The organism is Desulfuromusa kysingii (assembly GCF_900107645.1).
In the GTDB taxonomy this organism is placed as follows: Bacteria; Desulfobacterota; Desulfuromonadia; order Desulfuromonadales; family Geopsychrobacteraceae; genus Desulfuromusa; species Desulfuromusa kysingii.
Genome location: NZ_FNQN01000001.1, coordinates 526872 through 546849 on the forward strand (window position 1 = coordinate 526872; position 19978 = coordinate 546849).

The 19978-nt window shown below is 47.8% G+C and carries 23 protein-coding genes; 8 read left to right on the forward strand and 15 right to left on the reverse strand.

The genetic code is table 11. From position 1 onward, the window contains the following. Nucleotide 1 precedes the first annotated feature (1 nt). Entirely contained in the window at nucleotides 2-1360 is a 1359-nt protein-coding gene (lpdA, locus tag BLU87_RS02495; protein ID WP_092344358.1) for a dihydrolipoyl dehydrogenase, read from the forward strand. A 176-nt stretch (nucleotides 1361-1536) separates the two neighbouring features. Here the strand turns inward: lpdA and BLU87_RS02500 are convergent, their stop codons facing one another. The 5 genes from BLU87_RS02500 to BLU87_RS02520 form a co-directional block, all read right to left on the reverse strand. Next, on the reverse strand, nucleotides 1537-1926 hold the full coding sequence (locus BLU87_RS02500; RefSeq protein WP_092344360.1) for an acyl-CoA thioesterase: 390 nt from the start codon (nucleotides 1924-1926) through the stop codon (nucleotides 1537-1539). 1 nt (nucleotide 1927) lies between these two features. Beyond that, the gene (gene lipA, locus BLU87_RS02505) at nucleotides 1928-2800 is read right to left on the reverse strand and encodes a lipoyl synthase (RefSeq protein WP_092344362.1); all 873 of its coding nucleotides are present in this window, start codon (nucleotides 2798-2800) and stop codon (nucleotides 1928-1930) included. Nucleotides 2801-2948: 148 nt separating this feature from the next. Next, nucleotides 2949-3107 carry a rubredoxin gene (rd, locus tag BLU87_RS02510; RefSeq protein ID WP_092344364.1) on the reverse strand — a complete coding sequence of 53 codons (159 nt, stop codon included), beginning with the start codon at nucleotides 3105-3107 and terminating at the stop codon, nucleotides 2949-2951. Nucleotides 3108-3220: 113 nt separating this feature from the next. Beyond that, a complete protein-coding gene (elbB, locus tag BLU87_RS02515; RefSeq protein WP_092344366.1) occupies nucleotides 3221-3892 on the reverse strand; it encodes an isoprenoid biosynthesis glyoxalase ElbB in 672 nt (223 codons plus the stop codon). A 100-nt stretch (nucleotides 3893-3992) separates the two neighbouring features. After that, nucleotides 3993-4586, reverse strand: a complete 594-nt coding sequence (locus BLU87_RS02520) for a helix-turn-helix domain-containing protein (protein WP_092344368.1) — start codon at nucleotides 4584-4586, stop codon at nucleotides 3993-3995. Nucleotides 4587-4730: 144 nt separating this feature from the next. Here BLU87_RS02520 and BLU87_RS02525 point away from each other — a divergent pair, with 144 nt between their 5' ends. The 5 genes from BLU87_RS02525 to BLU87_RS02545 all read left to right on the forward strand — a co-directional run bounded on the left by BLU87_RS02525 (nucleotide 4731) and on the right by BLU87_RS02545 (nucleotide 9342). After that, nucleotides 4731-5471, forward strand: a complete 741-nt coding sequence (locus BLU87_RS02525; protein ID WP_175498242.1) for an HAD family hydrolase — start codon at nucleotides 4731-4733, stop codon at nucleotides 5469-5471. Nucleotides 5472-5530: 59 nt separating this feature from the next. After that, nucleotides 5531-6046: an NUDIX hydrolase gene (locus BLU87_RS02530; RefSeq protein ID WP_092344372.1), complete on the forward strand. Its 516-nt coding sequence runs from the start codon at nucleotides 5531-5533 to the stop codon at nucleotides 6044-6046. 156 nt (nucleotides 6047-6202) lie between these two features. Further along, entirely contained in the window at nucleotides 6203-7072 is an 870-nt protein-coding gene (nudC, locus tag BLU87_RS02535; protein WP_092344374.1) for an NAD(+) diphosphatase, read from the forward strand. Between the two features lie 49 nt (nucleotides 7073-7121). Then, nucleotides 7122-7973 carry a deoxyribonuclease IV gene (gene nfo / locus BLU87_RS02540; RefSeq protein WP_092344376.1) on the forward strand — a complete coding sequence of 284 codons (852 nt, stop codon included), beginning with the start codon at nucleotides 7122-7124 and terminating at the stop codon, nucleotides 7971-7973. A 22-nt stretch (nucleotides 7974-7995) separates the two neighbouring features. Next, nucleotides 7996-9342: an MBL fold metallo-hydrolase gene (locus BLU87_RS02545; RefSeq protein ID WP_092344378.1), complete on the forward strand. Its 1347-nt coding sequence runs from the start codon at nucleotides 7996-7998 to the stop codon at nucleotides 9340-9342. A gap of 50 nt (nucleotides 9343-9392) precedes the next feature. Here the strand turns inward: BLU87_RS02545 and BLU87_RS02550 are convergent, their stop codons facing one another. From BLU87_RS02550 to BLU87_RS02580, 7 genes are all read right to left on the reverse strand, one after another. Continuing rightward, the gene (locus BLU87_RS02550) at nucleotides 9393-11174 is read right to left on the reverse strand and encodes an FAD-dependent oxidoreductase (protein WP_092344380.1); all 1782 of its coding nucleotides are present in this window, start codon (nucleotides 11172-11174) and stop codon (nucleotides 9393-9395) included. Next, nucleotides 11171-11812, reverse strand: a complete 642-nt coding sequence (locus tag BLU87_RS02555; RefSeq protein ID WP_092344382.1) for a ferric reductase-like transmembrane domain-containing protein — start codon at nucleotides 11810-11812, stop codon at nucleotides 11171-11173. The genes BLU87_RS02550 and BLU87_RS02555 overlap by 4 nt, the downstream gene beginning before the upstream one ends. A gap of 2 nt (nucleotides 11813-11814) precedes the next feature. Continuing rightward, nucleotides 11815-12030, reverse strand: coding sequence for a 4Fe-4S dicluster domain-containing protein (locus BLU87_RS02560; RefSeq protein WP_092344384.1), 216 nt, complete (start codon nucleotides 12028-12030; stop codon nucleotides 11815-11817). Further along, on the reverse strand, nucleotides 12011-12475 hold the full coding sequence (locus BLU87_RS02565; protein WP_092344386.1) for a response regulator: 465 nt from the start codon (nucleotides 12473-12475) through the stop codon (nucleotides 12011-12013). Before BLU87_RS02565 ends, BLU87_RS02560 begins: the two co-directional genes overlap by 20 nt. 62 nt (nucleotides 12476-12537) lie before the next feature. Then, the gene (locus BLU87_RS02570) at nucleotides 12538-12807 is read right to left on the reverse strand and encodes a hypothetical protein (protein WP_217637419.1); all 270 of its coding nucleotides are present in this window, start codon (nucleotides 12805-12807) and stop codon (nucleotides 12538-12540) included. Between the two features lie 195 nt (nucleotides 12808-13002). After that, nucleotides 13003-13470, reverse strand: coding sequence for an EF-hand domain-containing protein (locus BLU87_RS02575; protein ID WP_092344388.1), 468 nt, complete (start codon nucleotides 13468-13470; stop codon nucleotides 13003-13005). Between the two features lie 105 nt (nucleotides 13471-13575). Next, entirely contained in the window at nucleotides 13576-14301 is a 726-nt protein-coding gene (locus BLU87_RS02580; protein ID WP_175498243.1) for a winged helix-turn-helix domain-containing protein, read from the reverse strand. Between the two features lie 327 nt (nucleotides 14302-14628). Between BLU87_RS02580 and BLU87_RS02585 the strand changes: the two genes are divergently transcribed. After that, on the forward strand, nucleotides 14629-16023 hold the full coding sequence (locus tag BLU87_RS02585; RefSeq protein ID WP_175498244.1) for an ATP-binding protein: 1395 nt from the start codon (nucleotides 14629-14631) through the stop codon (nucleotides 16021-16023). A gap of 14 nt (nucleotides 16024-16037) precedes the next feature. After that, nucleotides 16038-16712, forward strand: coding sequence for a response regulator (locus BLU87_RS02590; RefSeq protein WP_092344639.1), 675 nt, complete (start codon nucleotides 16038-16040; stop codon nucleotides 16710-16712). A gap of 49 nt (nucleotides 16713-16761) precedes the next feature. Here BLU87_RS02590 and BLU87_RS02595 read toward each other — a convergent pair whose 3' ends face one another. From BLU87_RS02595 to BLU87_RS02605, 3 genes are all read right to left on the reverse strand, one after another. After that, nucleotides 16762-17565, reverse strand: a complete 804-nt coding sequence (locus tag BLU87_RS02595; RefSeq protein WP_092344394.1) for an amidohydrolase family protein — start codon at nucleotides 17563-17565, stop codon at nucleotides 16762-16764. 26 nt (nucleotides 17566-17591) lie between these two features. Next, nucleotides 17592-18326: a GntR family transcriptional regulator gene (locus tag BLU87_RS02600; RefSeq protein ID WP_092344396.1), complete on the reverse strand. Its 735-nt coding sequence runs from the start codon at nucleotides 18324-18326 to the stop codon at nucleotides 17592-17594. A 103-nt stretch (nucleotides 18327-18429) separates the two neighbouring features. Beyond that, complete coding sequence (locus tag BLU87_RS02605) at nucleotides 18430-19971, reverse strand: tripartite tricarboxylate transporter permease (RefSeq protein ID WP_092344398.1); 1542 nt, start codon at nucleotides 19969-19971, stop codon at nucleotides 18430-18432. Nucleotides 19972-19978 lie beyond the last annotated feature (7 nt).

Consider the following 19978-nt stretch of genomic DNA (forward strand, 5'->3'; position numbering starts at 1 on the left):
GATGCAATCTTTTGACGTTGTTGTGATTGGTGGAGGCCCGGGAGGGATGACCGCTGCTATGACCTTGAACCAGTTGGGAAAGACAGTCGCTATCGTCCAGGCAGAACATGACAGTATTGGCGGAGTCTGCCTTAATCGTGGTTGTATGCCGACGAAATCATTACTGAAGGCGGCAACGGCTTACCGTTATGCCAAGCAGGGTGATAAATATGGTCTGAACCTGTCTGCGGAGAAGGTTGATCTGCAACGTCTGCGCACCATCGTTGACACTGATCTTGACGCCTTGCGCGGCATGATCGCCGGGATGATGGGGCAGGCTCAGGTTGAGGTTTTTTATGGCTTCGGATCGTTTCAGTCTGCACACGAAGTGATGATTTCTCAAGCTGATGGTAGCAGTCAGGTTATTCGTGGTGAACAGATCGTCATCTCCACAGGGTCAGAAACCGTTGAACTTCCCTTCGCCCCCTTTGATGGCCAACATATCCTTTCCAGTGACCAGATGTTGCAGAACACTGAGATCCCAGAAAAGCTATTGATTATCGGCGGTGGAGCCATCGGTTGTGAATTTGCAACCCTCTACCATACCTTTGGTAGCGAGGTGACCGTTGTTGAAGCCCTGCCGACCCTGCTCCCACGGGAAGATCAGGAGGCAGGAAGGGCGTTGCAACAAGCCTTTGAAGCTCAAAATATTACCGTGAAAACCGGTGTTAAGGTCGAACAGATCAAAGTGGAAGGTGGCAAAGTCAGAGTAAAGTTCGATGGGATTGATACCGCTGAAGTTGTGGATATGGTTCTCATCGGCGTTGGCCGCAGGCCGATAATTGACAACCTTAATCTGGACGCTGCTGGTGTTGTGATTGAGAGGGGTGCGGTCAAGGTTAATTCAGCCATGCAAACCAATGTCCCGCATATTTATGCTGTCGGTGATGTGAGCGGTGGGGTGATGCTGGCGCACGCCGCAGAAGTCGCAGGGCAAATGCTCGCGAAGAACATGGTTGAGGGAACAAGCGTCTCTCTTGCAGACGGTGCCATCCCACGTGTTGCTTTCAGCCATCCGGAAGTGGCCGGGATCGGTGCCAGCAAAGAGAGTGACGGCATCCGCAGTTTTACCATGTCGGTGGTTCCCAATGGTCGTTCCGTTGTCGATAAAGTCGCACCAGCCTTTGTTAAGCTGTTTGTCGAAGAGGAGAGTTCAGTCGTGGCAGGAGGGATCATTGTCGGTGAAGCCGCGACAGAAATGATACATGAATTGGCTCTTGCAGTAGAAAACCGCTTAACTCTGGAGCAAGTCGGCAAGACTGTTCATGCCCATCCGACCCATTCTGCCAATGTGGCAACAGCCGTACATATGTTCCGTTGAGTTGCCAGGGGGACAACCTGCTGTCTTAGTTGCAGATGAACAGGCCGAATATCTTAGCTTTAATTGGATATTCGGCCTGTGAGTGCAGTAGATCTGAGGCCGGTTGTTTCTCTGTTTGTTTGCTGTAGAGAAAACCGGTGATCTCAATCCAGTTAAGTCGTCTGACCATTATCAGATTATAACGTGCTGGATTGTATGTTTTTTGCTGCTACAGCTTTCAGGCTGCTGGGACATCCTTCCTCATCCAGATGGACAAAAGTCACCGAGATACTGAAGACCTCTTTTTCTTGAGGTGCTCCTGGAGCATCGGCAAAAACGACGACACTGTAGGTCGCGGAGGTGCGTCCTTGCTTAATCTTCTCAATGTGGAAGCGTAAAATCGAACCATTCTCAACGCGATGTTTGAAACGACAGGCGTCCATGCCAACGGTCACGAGGTTGCAACCCGAAAATTCTCGTGAGGCTGCCATCCAGGCGTTTTCATCGACCCATTTCAGCATGACTCCACCAAACAGATAGCCATGATGATTCAGATGTTCTGGACGGACGATCGTGAAGTTATCCATATTACTCCTGTCTGCTGGCGTCATACTGCTCTTCTGCGTGATAAGAAGAACGAACCAAGGGGCCTGCTTCTACGTGAGCAAAACCCAGGGCCAGCCCTTTTTCAACGTAGCTAGAAAATTCGTCTGGAGTGACGTAACGTTGTACCGGAAAGTGGTCGCGTGTGGGTGCCAGATATTGACCCAGTGTCAGTAACTGACAGTTATGCTTACGCAGATCACTCATGACCTGCAGAACCTCGTCCTCTGTTTCCCCCATTCCCAGCATTAATCCTGATTTGGTAATAATTTTTGGATCCTGCTGGTAGGTTTCTGCCAGCAGGGACAGGCTGCGCTGGTATTCTGCTTCCGGTCGTACCTGCGGATAGAGTCTGGGGACTGTTTCGACATTGTGACCGAGGATATCCGGTTTTTCTGCCAGGATGGTTTTCAGCGCGTCCCAATTCCCTTGAAGGTCAGAAATCAACAGCTCAATCCGGCATTCGCTGGTGAGCTTGCGGATCTCTTTGATTAAATCAGCAAATTGACTTGCGCCACCATCCACCAGATCGTCGCGGGTTACCGTAGTGATGACCGCATGCTTGAGTTGTAATTCATAGATAGCTTTAGCGATCTTGGCGGGTTCCTCGGGGTCTGGAGGGCTGGGATGTCCGCTGCCAACATTACAAAAACGACAGTGCCGGCTACAAACAGTCCCAAGAATCATAAAAGTCGCAGTTCCTTTACTCCAGCACTCCCCTTGATTTGGACATGCTGCGCTACGGCAGACAGAATTCAAGCCGTTGAGTCGGTGGTAACGATCGATTCTGGTGTAACTTTCTCCAGCAGGAAACTTGACCTTAAGCCAGTCCGGTTTGCGAATATGTTTCTCTTTCATATCTCTCTTTCCCTTTTCATCTTATTTTTTATAGATAGTATGGGAAAACAAGTTTCTGTGTCTGTAAATATAATTGCTGATTAAAAAAAACAAGGCTCGATTGTTAGATAACAATCGAGCCTTGAGATTGATTCGAAATCGGCTAAAATTATGCTGGTTCGAAGTCCGATTTAGCCACGCCACAGAGTGGGCAGACCCAATCTTCTGGAATATCCGCAAAGCTGGTTCCTGGCTCAATACCGTTATCAGGATCACCTATAGCTGGATCGTAAATATAACCACAGACAATACACACATATTTTTGCATCTGAACCTCCTTCGTTTTAAAAGTTAAATAGAATGAGCTGGAACTTATCAGTTTTAACCGATCATTACAATACTCGATTGCACAGTTTAGTTATGAAAATTTCTTCTGTCGGACTACGTCGATGGGCCAATCATCTGCATCAGCGCTGCGACAGTTTTCTCGATCCCTTCAGCCGCTTCACTGATATTTCCTGCCAGCATATAGGCGGGAGAGGTGATGATTTTGTTTTTTGAATCGACGACAAATTCATTGACCGGACAAGACAGGTGGGTTGCCCCCAGAGCTGTCAAGGTTTCCGCTGTCTCCTTGTCGGTTCCAATGGTCACTTGTGGCTCCAACTGGTTGTCACCAAGGACCTTGGCAACCAGTGCTGGAGCAATACAGACAGCGGCTAAGGGTTTCTTTGCGGTGACGATCTCTTTGACGACGCGGGCGACTTCGGGGTGAACTTCGCAGTTACTGCCTTTTTCGGCAAAATTGCAGAGGTTTTTTGCAGCGCCAAAACCACCGGGAAGAAACAGGGCGTCCAGTTCAGCGGTATCAACTGTAGCGATATCACGTATGTCACCGCGTACGATCCGTGCCGATTCTTCCAGAACATTGCGAGTCACCCCTGCAACAGGTTCTCCGGTCAAGTGATTAACAATGGTCTGTTCCATATTGGGAGCCATGCAGATAACGTCTGCACCAGCACGATTAAGAGCCAGCAAGGTAATGACGGCTTCGTGGATTTCACTGCCATCGTAGACACCGCAGCCAGAAAGAATAACTCCAACTTTTGCCATGGTTAACCTCCAAGTAAATGATGGATGTTGTTAGCAGATAAATTTAAAAATACCACATAGAAGTCTAGCAGAACAATTTTGTTTTGTGTTTATAAAAGTTTTAATTTCGGGGATAAAGAACCGCAATTCCATGTGCTATCTGGGTGCCCAGAGCCCTGAGCCGATGTGGCTCATTTGAATCCCAGTAGACGGAATCTCCAGCATTGAGGATGTAGGTTTCTTTGCCATGCCTTAGCTCGATCTGCCCCTCTAAGATGTAAAAAAATTCCTCACCGGCATGGCTAACAGGCAGAGATTGATCCGTTTGCTTCGGATCGAATTCAACCAGAAAAGGTTCCATGTGCTTATGTTTTTTTCCGTAAGCCAGAGAATGATAGAAATAGGGTTGCGGAGAACCACTATGACCGGGACTGCGGTTCATCTGTTTGGCATCATCGGCGCGAATAACCAGACACTTTTGTTGATTGTCTTCTTCTTCAAAGAAGGTTTGCAGTGGCACCCTGAGCCCTTTGGCGACCCGCAACAGCGTTGCCAGAGGAGGGATGACCTGATCATTTTCGATCTGTGACAATAACGGTTTGGACAACTCGATGGTGTCAGAGAGATCTTGCAAGGTCATACGTCGCAGTTGTCGCAGTTGGCGGATCTTCTGACCGATTTGCAACTCCTTGACTTCTGTTCTGAATTCGTTCATTGCTATCCTTCTATGGCAGTGTTCTTACGAACTTTTAGCGTCCATTAGCTTTGTAGTCAAGTGTTCATAACGAAGTCGCTATTGGACGCGTATTTCATCTCTGTGGTAAAAATAGTTATGACACTTTTAAAGACAGGGAGCTCTATGTCCAAAACAAGGCAGAAGAACGCAATTAAAGCCGTGTTGTTTGATCTTGATGGAACCTTACTTCGCGCCCAGATGCGAGAGTTTATTCCCCGTTATCTCCGGGCTCTGTCGGCATATTGTGCTGATACTGTCGCTCCTGAAAAATTCGCAAAAACGCTTCATGGAATTATCCGCGACCTCATCCATACTGAAGGGGATGGATTGAGAACCAACGAGGAGCGGGTCTACTCCAAGGTCGATAACGATCTTGCTATTTCCGAATCGAAAATGCGTGAATGCCTGGCGCAGTTTGAGAAGAATGATTTACCCGGATTGCAGAGTTTCATCCGCCCAATTCCTTTGGCTAAACAGATTATCAAGGATTGTCATGCTGCTGGCGTCCCTCTGGTGTTGGCGACGAATCCGGTGTTTCCGATGTTTATGATCAAGGCGCGAATGCAATGGGCCGAATTGGAGGAAGAATCCTTCGCCTTTATGACTAGCTATGAGAACAGTTACTATTGCAAGCCGCAGTCAGGGTATTTCGAAGGCATCGCTGCCCAGCTTGGTCTCGCTTCAGAAAATTGCCTGATGGTTGGCAACGATATCAATCATGATTTGGCTGCGGGGGCGACAGGGATGAAAACCTATTTAGTGGATACTTGGCTGGTAGACCGCGACGGCCCCGAATGGCCTTGCGAAAATCGTGGTGACCACAGTTCCCTGCAGAAATTCTTGCAGCAGGAATTGGATTACTGAGCAGAAAACTTGTTGCATCTGTCCCGGGGATATTGCCGGAGCACAGAAAGGATGGTTTTGTGAGTAAAATAACCGAAGAAATTATTTATCAGGGGCGTATCCTGGATTTAGTCAGTGAAGTCCATCTCATGCCCAATAACAGCGAATCACGCTTCGAAATTATAAAGCATCCCGGAGGGGCCGCAGCCTTGCCGATTCTGGCTGATGGACGGCTGTTACTGATCCGTCAATATCGCCCTGCTGTCGAAGATTATGTTTATGAAATTCCGGCGGGACGATTAGAAATTGGAGAAACCCCTTCAGATTGTATCGCACGAGAACTGGAAGAAGAGATCGGTTATCGTCCAAAGAAGCTTGAATCTTTGGGGTATGTCTATAGCAGTGTTGGTTTCTGTACGGAAAAAATATTTATTTTTATCGCCACGGAGCTTGAGCAAACGCAAACAGCTCTTGAGCCCGATGAATTTATCGAGCCCTGGATCGTTACTCTGGATAAAGCCTTAGAGATGATCTCTGCGGGAACGATTACCGATGCAAAGACTCAGCTTGCGCTCATGCGTTATGCACTGAAATAAAGACTTGAAACTGTGGGTGAATCGACGAATAATAATGAAATTATTGATTTGTCTAACGTATTTTATGCGTCACTGAAGCCATAAGGTCAGCGCACCCTTTGTCGCCCTTATCCTGCATGGGCACATACCAATCCAGAACAAAGAGAAAGCATCACGATGTCACAACACCATCCTTCTCCTTCGCCAGTTGATCTCCCTTTCAACCGGGCCAGCCTTGATACCGACTTTCAACTTGCAACTCCTGACCAAGATCCCGGAGGGGAAGGTGTCTGGTTGCCACTGCAAGGGCAGAACCTCATAACTATGACCACTGATCAGGGGGCGACGTTGCCAGAGGGGGAGAACTTCTCTTTGGCGCCAATGTCTCTGCCCCTTTATATCGGGCAGTGGCAAGGGCGTCCTTGCCGGTTGTTGCATATTGATAATCGTGTCGAGTTGCCTCCGCAACTGCAAGCGCAGTCTTTGCGGGCGACAGTTGAAAACCTGCCGGTTGCTATCCTTTCTCTGGCTGGTGTCGGACAGATGATCCTCCATTGGGAACAGTGCAGCAGCCATTGTGGGGATTGTGGTGAACCGATGGTGCGACTACCAAAGCAGTGGGGGAAAGCATGTCCATCGTGTAGAAAGCATCATTTTCCCCGAATCCATCCCTGTGTGATCGGTCTGGTTGTTAAGGGGGATGAAATTCTCCTTGCCCATAAAGGGGAATGGGTTGATGGACGCTACAGTTTGGTTGCCGGGTTTGTTGAGTTTGGTGAATGTCTGGAAGAGGCGATGGCACGGGAAACACTGGAAGAGACCAATATCAAGATCAAGAATATCCGTTACATTGGTAGTCAATCCTGGCCTTTTCCCAGCCAGTTGATGTGTGGATTTGTTGCTGACTATGCCGGGGGGGAGATTGCCTTGAATGATAAAGAACTGGCCGATGCCAAATGGTTCCGTCTGGATCAGCTTCCGACGCTGCCGCCGAGCCGCAGTATTGCTCGCCACTTAATTGATCGAGCCGCAGAATTTTTGCGCTAGAACCAGACCTTTAGAAACCCACAATCGCAGAAAGAGAACTGTTTTTATTATGAAATATATTGGTGCCCACGTCAGTGCGGCGGGTGGCGTTTTTAACGCTCCTCTTAATGCTGCCGAGATCGGTGCAACGGCTTTCGCCCTGTTCACCAAAAATCAGAAGCAGTGGAAGAGCTCGCCTCTGAGCGAAGATGTTATCGCCAAATTCCAACAGAATTGTCAGCAATGTCACTTCAATCCTGAACAGATTCTTCCTCATGACAGTTATCTGATTAACCTGGGTCATCCTGAAACAGATAAGCTGGAAAAATCACGGCAAGCCTTTGTTGATGAGCTCCACCGTTGCCAACAGTTAGGGTTGATCTATCTCAACTTTCACCCCGGATCGCATTTGAAGCAGCTCGATGAATCTGCCTGTCTGAGCCGGATCGCCGAATCAATCAATTTAGCCCTACAACAAACACGGGGTGTCACTGCTGTGATCGAGAATACCGCAGGGCAGGGGAGCAATCTCGGCTATCGTTTTGAGCAGTTGGCTCAGATTATTGACCAAGTGGATGATAAGACGCGTGTTGGTGTTTGTCTGGATACTTGTCACACTTTTGTCTCTGGTTATGATCTGCGCGGAGCAACAGCCTGCGAGGATACTTTTGCTGAATTTGAAACGGTCGTGGGCTTCCATTACTTGAAGGGGATGCATCTCAACGACAGTAAAACTCCGTATGCCAGTCGTGTTGACCGTCATGCTCCTCTTGGTGCTGGAGAGATCGGCTGGGACTGTTTCAAATATATTCTTGCTGACGCCCGTTTTGACGGCATACCGCTGATTCTGGAGACCACTGATACGGATCTGTGGCCACAAGAAATTTCAGAGTTGAAGCGTCTGGCCGGTCTGGCCGCTTGACTTCTTCCCGACAGGGGGCTTTGTGAAGATCATTGATTCTGTTGCTGGAGTCTTTTGTCATCAGGATTTTGTCTTTGCGGTGCGACGTCAGTCACATCTTCAGGCTTTTCCAGGCTATGAGTCTTTTCCCGGTGGTAAAATTGACCGGGAAGACAGTCCTCAGCAACATCCATCCCCCTTTCTTTGTGATTTTGACGGTCAATCTATCCATGCTCTGGTTCGGGAAATTGCCGAAGAATTAGGTTATGATCTGGTCGCTGCTATCTCTGCAGGAGAAGTCACAGCGGTTAAATTTCTTGCAACCGCTTTAGCTCCAGCGACCGCTCCGGTTCGTTTCCGCGTGCATTTTTTCCGTATCGATCTGCAGTCGCGCCCTTTATTTGAACTGGATGCCGGGGAGATTGCTGCAGGTTTCTGGAACCGACCTGAACAATTACTGGCAAGATTCCGTCGGGGTGACGCCTTGATGGTTCCACCTTTCCGCTGGGTCCTGGAACGCTTGCAACGGAATCCAGCCGACTATAACTTGGGGAACCTATCACCACAGACGGACGAAACATTATTTGTTCCCCGGTTTGAACTGCTGAGCGGTCTGATGACCCTCTCGGTCCCTTCGAATACCTTTCCACCCGAAAAACGGACGAACGCCTTTCTGCTTGGAGATCCACAGGCTCCTCAGGTTCTTGTTGACCCTTCGCCTGAAGCTCCTCAGGTTTTTGAGCGGTTAGTGCGAACCCTTGAAGCTGATGATCTTGCAGCGATTTTTTTGACCCACCATCACCACGATCATCATGAGTTCGCTCCAGAATTAGCAAAACACCTGAATATCCCTATTTGGTTGAGTGCAGATACTCTGGACCGCATTCTGCAGAAACAGGGGAAAGACTATTTCTCCGCAGTCACTGTCGAAGTGCGGCAGGCTGGAGATTGTTTGACCACCTGGAAAGGTGAGAGCGTACGGGTTTATTCCGTCCCCGGACATGATGCCGGGCAACTCGCCCTTGCTCCCGATTCATTGCGCTGGTTTCTGGTTGGCGACCTTATCCAGAGTTTTGGAACGGTTTTAATCTCAGCCCCAGAAGGTGACATGACGGATTATTATCAGACTTTGAAGCAGATTATTGCCCTTGATCCTGCGGTTATCATTCCATCTCATGGGATGCCGATGCGCAGTACTTTCCGGTTGCACTCAACGTTGCAGCATCGAATGAAACGTGAAAATAAAATCCTCACCATGCATGCCAGTGGAAAAACCCCGGTCGAGATGCTTAATTCCATCTATCAAGGGGTGGACCAGCGGCTCTTCCCCTTTGCTCTGGAAACGATTAAGTCCCATCTCCGCAAATTGCAGCAGGAAGGGAAAATCTGATTCCAGAGCTCAGAGGTAACGATGAGATCGCTCTGACTTTTCTTATTTGTTTAAGCTTTCGGCCAACTGTCAAAGGCTTGTTTTTCAAATTTCATTTGACCATCCTTGCCCTGATAGATATTGATCCAGGCATTCCAGTTTTTCCTGTCGATGTCTGGGTAATCAAGACGGTAATGACTGCATCGACTCTCTTTGCGCATCAGCGACGCCTTTAACTTCATCTCAGCATTGACGATCATGTTGGCGGTTTCGTGAGCCAAGCGTAATTCATGCAGATCCGCGGCGCGGAGCAGTGGCAGGTGGTGGTCGCGCAACTCTTCAATATAGGCGAGGGCTGCCTTTAACAAGCTCTCTTTTTTGATATAGAGGATAAAGTTGGGGATCATGATCCCCTGCAATGTCTGGGTGACCCAGGCAGGACCGTAACCCTTCTCTCTTTTGAGTGGTGCAAGAATCTCTTCTCTGAGGGCCTTGATCTTTGCCAGCGAGATGCTGGGCATTTCCAACCCGTGGCAATATTCAGCGGCTGCTTCAGAAACGATCGCCCCTTGCACCGCTGAACCGGCCAAAGAAGATCCTACTTGTGTATAGATGGCTCCAGCCATGTATGAGCCAAGAGCATCTCCTGCCGCATAGAGTCCAGGAATATTGGACGCCCCTTTGTCGTTGATGGGGACCAATCCTTCGGACTTATGAATTGACATCCCAGCTGAGGAACCGCCAACGGAACTACCATTGGACATGCCGGGAGGAGGGCCACCACCTTCGTCGTGGTGACCTCCTGGAGGAGGATTACCCCTTTTGTTGTTGCCATCACCTGGGGGCGGTCCAGGACGCCGGTCCTTTTCGCTGAATTCAGCCGGGCGAGTGGGACCGCCGCTGATCTGTTTGCCGGTGTTCCGACCCGGAGGGCCACCAGCAAGCGGGTTCCCCGCCATGTAAGCTTGATAATTCATCTCCACGCCAAGATCATGATGGACTTCAACTCCGGTTAAGCCCGGCTTGCGGTCAAACATCCCGTGCCAACCGTCGTAGCAGGCCGCAGCGTTGGTTGCCTGCCCGATGTGGCCGTCGTTCCATTCTTTACCTGTTACCTTGGCACCTATTCTATAGGCCATGACAGTGCCATCGTGGGTGAGGTCACAGATCGGAAATCCGTTTGGTTTGAATCCTCCAGCGCCAGAGCAGAGGATGACGCTCTTGGCTTTGAAGATGTGCACCTTGGCTTCATCAACGCTGAAACCCGCTGCACCGGCAATCTTGCCGTTCTCTTTGATCAGGTGGGTGATCATGACCCGCTCGATGATCGGGACGTTGCGCTCGTTGAGGGGCTTGCTGAAAGAGTTAAAGTAGAGGGGAGAATCAAAGAAACCCCACTCTCTCAAATCTTTAACCCGAGCTAGAGAATGTTCGGCCATCTGCCGGGTAAAAACCGGGTTATTGGTTCCCAGTGCCGAACGGGAGACGGTCGCAACAAATTCGTCCAGACTTAACTTCTCTTTGGCCGGATCGTAGCTAAAGATCCCTTTGGCAAATGGGGTCTGGCCCGAGGAACCAAGGCGACCTTTGGAAACCATCATCACTCTGGCTCCAGCATCGTGTCCTTTTACGGCTGCGAATAATCCGGCAATACCGCTACCGACGACCAGGATGTCTGTTTCATTTTCCTGGTAAGTTATTTCATTGAGATCGATTTCACGGATATTTGCTTGCAGTTCAGACTCTCTTGCCGAGATGCCTATTGTAGCCATCGCTGCCAGTCCCGCAGCGCCGCCAGCCAGAGCCATAAAATTGCGGCGTGTCAGACCGTTATTGTGTTTTTGTGATTTCATACTTTTTCCCCTGTTTTCTGGTCTTTGGACGTGTAGCTGTTGAGCAGTAAATAGAGTCCGCCTGTTGTTAACAGAGTGATGAAGATGATCATGGGGAAACCGCTGTGACGACCAAGATAGAAGACATGAAAGGTGGCACATAAAGCGCTTAAAGATGCCAATACAGCATGGAAAACCCGCCATGTTTGATATCTTATAGGGAGTTGTTTGCGGCACAAAGAGGTTACGCCGATAAGTAGCATCAAGCTCCAGGCGAGAAGACCGAGCACAACCCCCTGACTGGTGAATGTCGTTACGATTGTTGTGAAGGCCTCAAACGGTGCAATACCAGCTTCGAAAAAACGTGGTATCACCAACGTAACTGGGTGGAGTAGCAGCAGTGTGACCGCTGTATATCCGATGAACTTATGCAGTCCGATTAACGTGCTGAACTTCATTTTATTGACAACAGATTGATTGGTTCTCGACAGGTAGAACAGGCTTATCATCAAGCTGAAAGCGACGAGAGTGACAATCGATAATGACTCTTTTAACAGTGTTCGTTGTGGTTCATTGCTAACGGACCAGATCATCAGTGGCAGAATAATAGAGGCTATCAGAATCTGCAGATGGACGTTTTTTTTAATGTATGCAACCATTTTTAACCCCATGAAACGATGACCGGAATGGATTTGTCCGGTGTAATAGTGATGGCATCTACCGGACAATACATCCGGCATAGATGGCAGATCTGGCAATCGGCCGGATACTTGATGAATGCTTTGCCGGTTTTTTCATCAGGGCGGATCACATCTGTCGGGCAGGTCTGGATGCAAGTTCCGCAGCCGATGCAACCTTTAATCTGTTTGATGGCCATGTTCAAATCCCTGTAACTGGTAGAGTACTTTTCGATTTTTTAAGTTTAATTCGTAAGATATAGACGTTTTTTCTTGCAGCACATACTGCAACGAATTGACAAGCCCTTCTAGCTCATAGGGTTTATTGATCACGAGATCAAAGTTACTATCATCGAAGCAGAGGGATGCGGTCAAAGCAACGACGGGAGTCTTCTTGCTAATGTTATGAATATATTGAGCCAGAATGTTGCCATTGATCCCGGGCATATCGACGTCGGTCAGCACCAGATCAAAGTCTTCGTGATTGAACCTTTCCAGTGCTTCATATCCACTATTCACGGTAACGACGGTAAAACCACTTTCTCGCAACCAGATATTCAGCAGTTGCAAGTGGGTTCTGTTGTCATCGACAACGAGAATCTTATAATGACTGACATCCATCTTTTCATTTTTTGCTGCTAACATTGGGTTTCCTTTCCGCCTCCTCAGCAGGAATTCTGCAACAGTATTCCTGCTGAGGATCTTGATTATGAACGAGGAGGACCACCTTTGGGCATATCTTCTGGTACGGCAACGATTTGTCCGTCAACCTCTTGACAGGTGGATTTAATGGACTCGCCTTCCCGACCCGTAAAGGTGACACTGTCACCGACACTTTTTCCTTCGCAAGCGGCGATTGCTTCCGGTGGCGGCCCCTGGGGACGTCCTTTGCCGCCGCTGGCGCAGCCGACGATTGGTAACAATATGACCAGAGTTAAAATCAAGACAGTCTTGGTCAACAGCTGTTTTTTCATCATGAAACTCCTTTGTGTTAATGGCATTAATTTGTTGATTGGAATCGTAGTGAGAAAATAAGGAGAGAATAGGGAAGAAATATGGAAATAGCCGAGTGACAGTACAAGACGAAAAAACCTGAATCCGGTATTCCGGATTCAGGTTATGGGGGATCGTCAAGTTGTTGCAAAAAGTTATTTTTATCAATCTGTGGAGGGTTAGGCGGTTGCCTCCAGTGAAGAGTAGGTCACTTCACTTTCGCTGTTGCCGGTTAAGAGTTCAATCAGCTGGCTGATCGTATCTTCGCCACTATTGGCCTCATAGGCAGAACTCGCTTGTTGTGGTGGTGGCGGGGGTGGTGGCATCATTTCCGAATCACTACTTTCACCACTGACCATCCCTCCAGGATTAAATCCTTGACTGGATAACAGTCCAAACAGCTCTTCGCCGCTTAAACCGCCATCCCCGTCGGCATCGTATGTTGCAAGTGTTTCTTCAACGTCAATACTGTTGCCGGTGAGTTCTTCTATTCCTGCGGCCAGCGTTTCCAGCTCGGTTGAGGATACCAGCCCGCTACTGTCTGAGTCCGCCACTTGAAAAACATCTTTGTCCTGTGGTGGCGGTTGTCGCTGCATAGAGCTGGTGCCCATTGTCGACATGCTGCTCATGCTTACACTGTTAATCATTGTGACCTCCAAAATTTAGGTTGTCTGCTTCCATCTGTTCATCGACGGTCTTCCCATCTCTTTCTTATCGAACGGTGGCAAGAAGATGTTTGTGGTGATTTTGTCTCATGAATGTAACAGTTTGTAGCTTTCTTGCGAGTGTATGGGCTGTTCGCTAGATGCAGCAACGAACTGGTAACCAACACCGCGAACAGTTTTCAGGTAACGAGGGGCGACGGGATTATCGCCAATCTTCTTTCGTATTCTGGAGATGTAGATGTCTATTCCCCGGTCGTATCCGTTATAGGATGAGTTGTAGAGTTCGTTGTGGATGCGTTCGCGGCTGACAACGCGACCGGCCTGTTTCACTAGCAGCCAGAGCAGATTAAATTCAACCGTTGACAACTGCGCCGGTTGCCCAGTAATGAAAACATCCCGCCTGTTTGCATCAACCGTCAAGTGACCAAAGGTTTGTACCGGTTCAGGTTCGCAGGTTACGAAGCGTCGCAGAAGAGCTTTAATTTGAGCCGTTATCAGGGCGGTCCCAGCATTTAGCGGCAGGACAATGTCAGCGCCCATTTCCAAGGCGAGGAGGTTCAGAGATGGATCTGGTTTTTCTGTAATCAAGATCAATATCCCATGATAATCATTGCGTATTTGACGACATAGGCGTAACCCCTCAACCTCTGGGCTCGGGCAGATCAAAACCACAAATTGCAAATCATCGGAACCGATCTCCGAATGAAGATTTTCCCAGCGCTCAACCAGGCTGGTTTCGATATTCTCCAGCTTCAGGTTTTGAGTCAGGTTAATGAGAGGTGCTGTTGTTTTGGAGATGATAAAAACGGTCATTGTTCTCATTGTCTGTGTTATTCGTTTTTTGTCTGGTTCCTCTGCAAAACGGGATGACAGCTCAGGTAGACAGAAGATCTGGATGTTATCTCTTTCACCAAAGCTTCAAAACAATGACGCCATAATGCACAGTAAATGAGGAAGAAATAAGGATTCTGGCCGGATGAAGACATCTTTTTTGGAGGGGAATGGTGACTGCCATGGTCGATGACGTATTTTCTCCCATTCATATTTCTTTCACATTCAGAAATTATGATTTATTGGTTGGGAAAAAATGCTAGGTTATTTCATGATTTGCCGCTCTTAAAAAGGAAACAAAGGGTTTGTATGAAACTGCAGATTAGGCACAAACTATTTTTTACCCTCCTTCTGACCAGCATTGTTGTCTCTAGCGGGATGTTCCTGTTCATGCAGTGGAGTTTTGACCGTGGTTTTCTTAATTACGTCAACAATCAGGAGTTGCAGGAACTTGATCAACTTTCTGAACGACTTATGACCAGTTATGCGGAGCATGGGAGCTGGAATTTTTTAGTGGGGAATCCTTTCCTCTGGGAAGAATTTCTGCGTGCTGCTGAAAATGAGAGTGCACGGCCAGAGCCGCGTATGGAACAAAGGGGCAATCGCCCCGCTGGTCTGCCGCCAAAAAGAGGGCCACGGGTCGCTCTTTATGATGCGCAAAAACAGAGTATTTTTGGCCCTCCGGCAAAAGTGGATCATTTCCAACTGCAACCACTCTTGTTTCAAAAGGAGGTTGTTGGTTATCTGGCGATTCTGCCGGTTGAAAAGATTTTTGCTTCTGGTGACCTGCTGTTTGTCGAAGAGCAAACAGAATCCTTTGCTCTGATTGCATTGGTGATGGCGGTGCTCTCGTTGCTGCTTGCTTACCCGCTGACCATTCACTTGCTGCGACCGATCAAAGAGTTGACAGCGGGGACCCGTAAGCTGATCGCTGGAGAGTATAATACCCGAATTCCTATTATCACCAACGATGAATTGGCACAGCTATCGACCGATTTTAACAGTCTGGCTCGCACCTTGGAGAAGAACGAAGAAATTAGGCGACAATGGGTCGCCGATATATCTCATGAGCTACGGACCCCTTTGGCGATTCTGCATGGTGAAGTAGAGGCATTGCAGGATGGTATCCGCCAGCCCGGTACCGAAACATTTGCAGCGTTACACAGTGAAACGACGCATCTGGGGCGATTGGTTGATGATCTCTACAAACTTTCCATGTCAGATTCAGGGGCCCTAAATTACAAAAGAGTGACCCTCAACCCTGTTGCTATCCTGACTGGAACCATAGAACTCTTCGAGTCTCGTTTTGCTGCCAAGAACATCCAGATTCACAACGAAATATCACCAGGCTGTGCACCGCTTCTCCTTGCAGACCCCGACCGATTGCAACAACTGTTCAGCAACCTCATGGAAAACAGTTTGCGCTACACCGATTCTCCTGGTCAACTAACGATCCGGATGGCACTCGACAAGGAGAATCTCTTCTTCTATTTTGAGGACTCAGCCCCCGGCGTTGCAGACGAACAACTCAGTAAACTTTTTGATCGCCTTTATCGCGGCGAATCCTCACGCAATCGAGCCAATGGTGGCGTAGGACTCGGAATGGCTATTTGTAGTAATATTGTTGAGGCTCATCAAGGCGAAATCAGTGCCAGTCACTCTTCAATGCAGGGGCTAGCCATTACCATTAAACTTCCGCTATGAAATTGGGAACCGTTATGAATAGCAAGATTCTTATTGTTGAAGACGAACAAAAACTGGCTGAATTGCATCGTGATTATTTGCAGAAATCTGGATATACCACCGCATGGTTGGCCGACGGATTACAAGTTATCTCTTGGGTCAGAGAGAACTCTCCCGATTTGATTCTCCTGGATTTGATGTTGCCCGGCAAAGATGGGTTGGATATCTGCAAAGAGATCCGGACCTTCTCCAGTGTCCCGATTATTATCGTGACCGCTCGTGTTGAAGAGATCGACAGGCTGCTGGGGTTGGAATTAGGGGCTGATGATTACATATGCAAACCCTTTAGTCCCCGTGAGGTTGTCGCGCGGGTCAAAACCGTGTTACGTCGCAGTGCCCCGCAAACAGACGAAGAGCAACAGCTTTTAGTCTTGGATGAAGAGCGTTACCAAGCCACATTGAAGGGGACAAATCTTGATCTGACTCCTGTCGAATTTAAACTTTTGAGCATCTTTTCCCAACGCCCGGGTCGGGTCTTTTCCCGCAATCAGGTGATGGATCTCCTCTATTCTGATCAGCGCATCGTCTGTGATCGGACTATTGACAGCCACATCAAAAAACTACGTAAAAAAATAGCGATTGCAGCGCCGGAACTCGAGTTGATTCATTCAATCTACGGAATTGGGTATAAATACGAACCGTCGCCATAGAAAGGTCTTTGTCCCAATAGTCTTTCCAGGAACAGAACCCGTTTGCCAGCTATAAATTTAGATCGAGTGGCAATGACGCGCCACGAATCTGTCTGGGCTTATAAAATGCGATGGCATTATCATAGAATACTTTGGCCGCAAGCTTTTCACCAACAGCTTCAATAACAAGCAGATAATCATCGTCCAGATATGGTCGAATTGCCCGCGTTGAAGGTAAGTCGGTACCGAAAATAAGGCAGTTGGGGTTGGTGGAAACGATCTGCTGTAATGCTTGTTTAACATTAAAATCAACGCGATAAAATCCTGTCGCTTTAACGGTGATCCCTCTTTCTGCTAATTTCAACAATGTTGCAAAACCTGATTTTGACAGTCCTAAATGAGCGATTGACACCGAAGGGAGTGAAATCAGAAGTTCATATAGATCTGCCAGATCTGATGAATCAATATACAACTCGACGTGCCAACCAGCCAGTTCATAGAGTCTACATGCAAAAGCCTCGAGGTTTTCCAGACCCTCTGATCCTCCCCGTTTCAGGTTGAAACGTACCCCCCTGACTCCAGCCGCATTCAGAGTTAAAATCTCTTCGTCAGCAACAGTTGCAGGTAATTGGGTCACGCCAACATATTCAGGACCCAGTTGCTGCAGAGCTGCAATCAGGTAGTTCTGGTCAAATCCTTGAAATGATCCAGAGACAATCGCGCCTCCAGCCAGATCATAATCTTTGAGCCTTTCTGCATAAGCGGTACCGGGGAAGGGCTCAGGTAAAAAGCCGTTGTTTTCTACTAGTGGAAAACGCGGGTCGATAATATGAAAATGACTATCGAATAATTTAAAATCTTTTGTTGTTTTCACTTTCTATAACCTTTTTCTGTGTCAATCTAGCGAATGACGATATGGTAGCGAAAGCTTTCGCCACGCCCAAAACTGCGTCGCCATTCAACCGGAATGTCTTCATAGGTATGTGCTAATCGTTCAACACACATAACCGGGGCACCTATTTCTATCCCCAGTGCTTCAGCGGTTTCCTGATCCGCAATCCCCGGTTGAAGATATTCATCTGCCCAAATAATTGGGGTCGAAAATTTCTCATTATAAATAGGGTAAAGTAGTTTGTTTTCGATTAAAGATTTATCCATCCCCTTGAATCTTTCATAGGGGAGAAACAGTTCTTCTATGGAAAATGGAGTTTTCTGCAAGGTTCTGACTCTTTTGATCTTTAGTACTTCAGTGCCTGCAGCTAAATGTAATATCTCTGCAATCTGTGAATCAGCTTTGATAACAGTCATATCAAGGATGACACTACCAGGGCTGTCACCGGACAAATCGCCGGTCTGCCCATAACGGAAAAAGCGGCTGAAACTCTTTGAGAAATCAGGAGTAGCAACAAAGGTTCCTTTTCCCTGACGCCGGAAAAGAACTCCTTCCTGAACAAGTAATCCCAAGGCTTTTTTGACCGTACCGACAGAGACATCAAGCTCTCTGGAGAGCTCATTTTCTGAGGGGATCATCATGCCGATTTTCCAGATATTACTGGAAATCTTTTGCTTGATAGCCTCGGCCAGTTGCAGGTAGAGAGGCTTTTCGTTTTTGAAGTCGATACTCGTCTGATTCATATTTCAATCCATCATAGTGTGAGTTTTTATTGCCACAAAATTGACATACCTTGATGCAGAGAAACTAAGCAGTCATTCTCTGCGCGCAGGATGTTACCTCAAACTAAGAGTTTTCGTCTTCATTTTCAATTGTCTCTACTCCAGATAGAGCTGTTTTTCCACTTCTGACCATTTTAGCTAAGATGACTGGAAGGGCCAATACCGCGATTGTCGCAATGAAAATAACCAGAGCAATCGGGCGCAGAAAGCTGTCAATGCCGCCGATTTCCACTGCCCAGAAAAAATTCCGCTCGGCTAAAGGACCTAAAAGTAATCCCAGCAAAAAAGCGGGTACTGAGTATCCGAAACGCGTTAACAGCGCACCAAAAACCCCGAAAATCACGACCAAATACATATCAAATAGCATCTGCCGTGATGCAAATGCTCCGATGAGGCAAAAAAGAGCGATGATCGGTACCAAATATTTGTTAGGGACTGAAGTGACATTTGACGCAAGGCGGGCAACCACCAGACCGATAGGCAGCAGTAAAATATTTGCAACAACCAGAGAAAAAAGGATCGCGTATGCTTCAACAGCATGCTCGCCAAAAAAACTGGGTCCTGGTGTCACACCATTGATCATCAAGGCTGCCATAATGACCAACGTCGTTCCAGATCCGGGGATTCCTAAGGTGACAGTTGGGATTAGCGCGCCTCCGGGAACCCCGTTATTGCAAGCATCTGCGGCGACCAATCCTTCATCATGGCCGGTTCCAAATTTATCTGGGGTTTTACTCCATTGTTTGGCTTGTCCATAACTGACCCAAGTGGCAATAGCTGCTCCGGTGCCAGGTATCAAACCGACGAGGATGCCGATCAGTCCAGAACGAACCATGTTGATCTTATGTTTCATTGAGGCTTTGAGTCCTTCTATTATTGGACCAAATCCATTGACCTTTTTTATCCCCTCAGCGACGAGATTTTTTTCTCCGACCAGACTGAAAAGTTCACTGAAACCAAAAACACCGAGCAGTACTGGAATCAGGGGGAAGCCCTCATAGAGCTCGAAGAATCCAAAACTGGCTCGTGTATAACCTTCTTGAAACTCTGTTCCTACACAGGCAACAAACAATCCTAGTGCCGAAGAAAAAAGGCCTTTTAATAGTGATTTTCCAGTCAGAGAACCAACAGCTGTCATGCCAAAAATTGCCATCATGAACAGCTCGGCTGGACCAAAATTCAAGGCGTAAATACCGACCACCGGGGTTATAACTAGGGCAACCAATGCTGACAAGATTCCCCCGACTGTTGAAGCACCAATCGATAAACCCATGGCATATCCAGCTCGACCCTGTCGGGTCATCTTAAAGCCCTCAAGACAAGTTGGAGCATTTGAGGGGGTCCCAGGGATATTGAGTAAAATCGCAGGAAAAGATCCTGCAGCTTGTGAGGCACAAAAACATGCCATCATAAAAACAACAGCATTCATTGGACCGAGATAAACAGTGAAAGGGAGGACCATTGCTAAAAAATTAGTGTCATTGAACCCTGGTATCGCCCCAATCAAGAGCCCGGCAAGCATTCCGAGCGGGAGCCACATAAGATGTTCAGGTTGTAGTAGTAGTCCCAAACCAGAAAGGATAACGTCTAAACTTGCTATACCCACGATATCA

Coding starts and splice junctions, on each gene's coding strand:
- lpdA (WP_092344358.1), top strand. CDS start 2: ATGCAATCTTTTGACGTTGTTGTGATTGGTGGAGGCCCGGGAGGGATG.
- BLU87_RS02500 (WP_092344360.1), bottom strand. CDS start 1,926: ATGGATAACTTCACGATCGTCCGTCCAGAACATCTGAATCATCATGGC.
- lipA (WP_092344362.1), bottom strand. CDS start 2,800: ATGAAAGAGAAACATATTCGCAAACCGGACTGGCTTAAGGTCAAGTTT.
- rd (WP_092344364.1), bottom strand. CDS start 3,107: ATGCAAAAATATGTGTGTATTGTCTGTGGTTATATTTACGATCCAGCT.
- elbB (WP_092344366.1), bottom strand. CDS start 3,892: ATGGCAAAAGTTGGAGTTATTCTTTCTGGCTGCGGTGTCTACGATGGC.
- BLU87_RS02520 (WP_092344368.1), bottom strand. CDS start 4,586: ATGAACGAATTCAGAACAGAAGTCAAGGAGTTGCAAATCGGTCAGAAG.
- BLU87_RS02525 (WP_175498242.1), top strand. CDS start 4,731: ATGTCCAAAACAAGGCAGAAGAACGCAATTAAAGCCGTGTTGTTTGAT.
- nudC (WP_092344374.1), top strand. CDS start 6,203: ATGTCACAACACCATCCTTCTCCTTCGCCAGTTGATCTCCCTTTCAAC.
- nfo (WP_092344376.1), top strand. CDS start 7,122: ATGAAATATATTGGTGCCCACGTCAGTGCGGCGGGTGGCGTTTTTAAC.
- BLU87_RS02550 (WP_092344380.1), bottom strand. CDS start 11,174: ATGAAATCACAAAAACACAATAACGGTCTGACACGCCGCAATTTTATG.
- BLU87_RS02555 (WP_092344382.1), bottom strand. CDS start 11,812: ATGGTTGCATACATTAAAAAAAACGTCCATCTGCAGATTCTGATAGCC.
- BLU87_RS02560 (WP_092344384.1), bottom strand. CDS start 12,030: ATGGCCATCAAACAGATTAAAGGTTGCATCGGCTGCGGAACTTGCATC.
- BLU87_RS02565 (WP_092344386.1), bottom strand. CDS start 12,475: ATGTTAGCAGCAAAAAATGAAAAGATGGATGTCAGTCATTATAAGATT.
- BLU87_RS02570 (WP_217637419.1), bottom strand. CDS start 12,807: ATGATGAAAAAACAGCTGTTGACCAAGACTGTCTTGATTTTAACTCTG.
- BLU87_RS02575 (WP_092344388.1), bottom strand. CDS start 13,470: ATGATTAACAGTGTAAGCATGAGCAGCATGTCGACAATGGGCACCAGC.
- BLU87_RS02580 (WP_175498243.1), bottom strand. CDS start 14,301: ATGACCGTTTTTATCATCTCCAAAACAACAGCACCTCTCATTAACCTG.
- BLU87_RS02585 (WP_175498244.1), top strand. CDS start 14,629: ATGAAACTGCAGATTAGGCACAAACTATTTTTTACCCTCCTTCTGACC.
- BLU87_RS02590 (WP_092344639.1), top strand. CDS start 16,038: ATGAATAGCAAGATTCTTATTGTTGAAGACGAACAAAAACTGGCTGAA.
- BLU87_RS02600 (WP_092344396.1), bottom strand. CDS start 18,326: ATGAATCAGACGAGTATCGACTTCAAAAACGAAAAGCCTCTCTACCTG.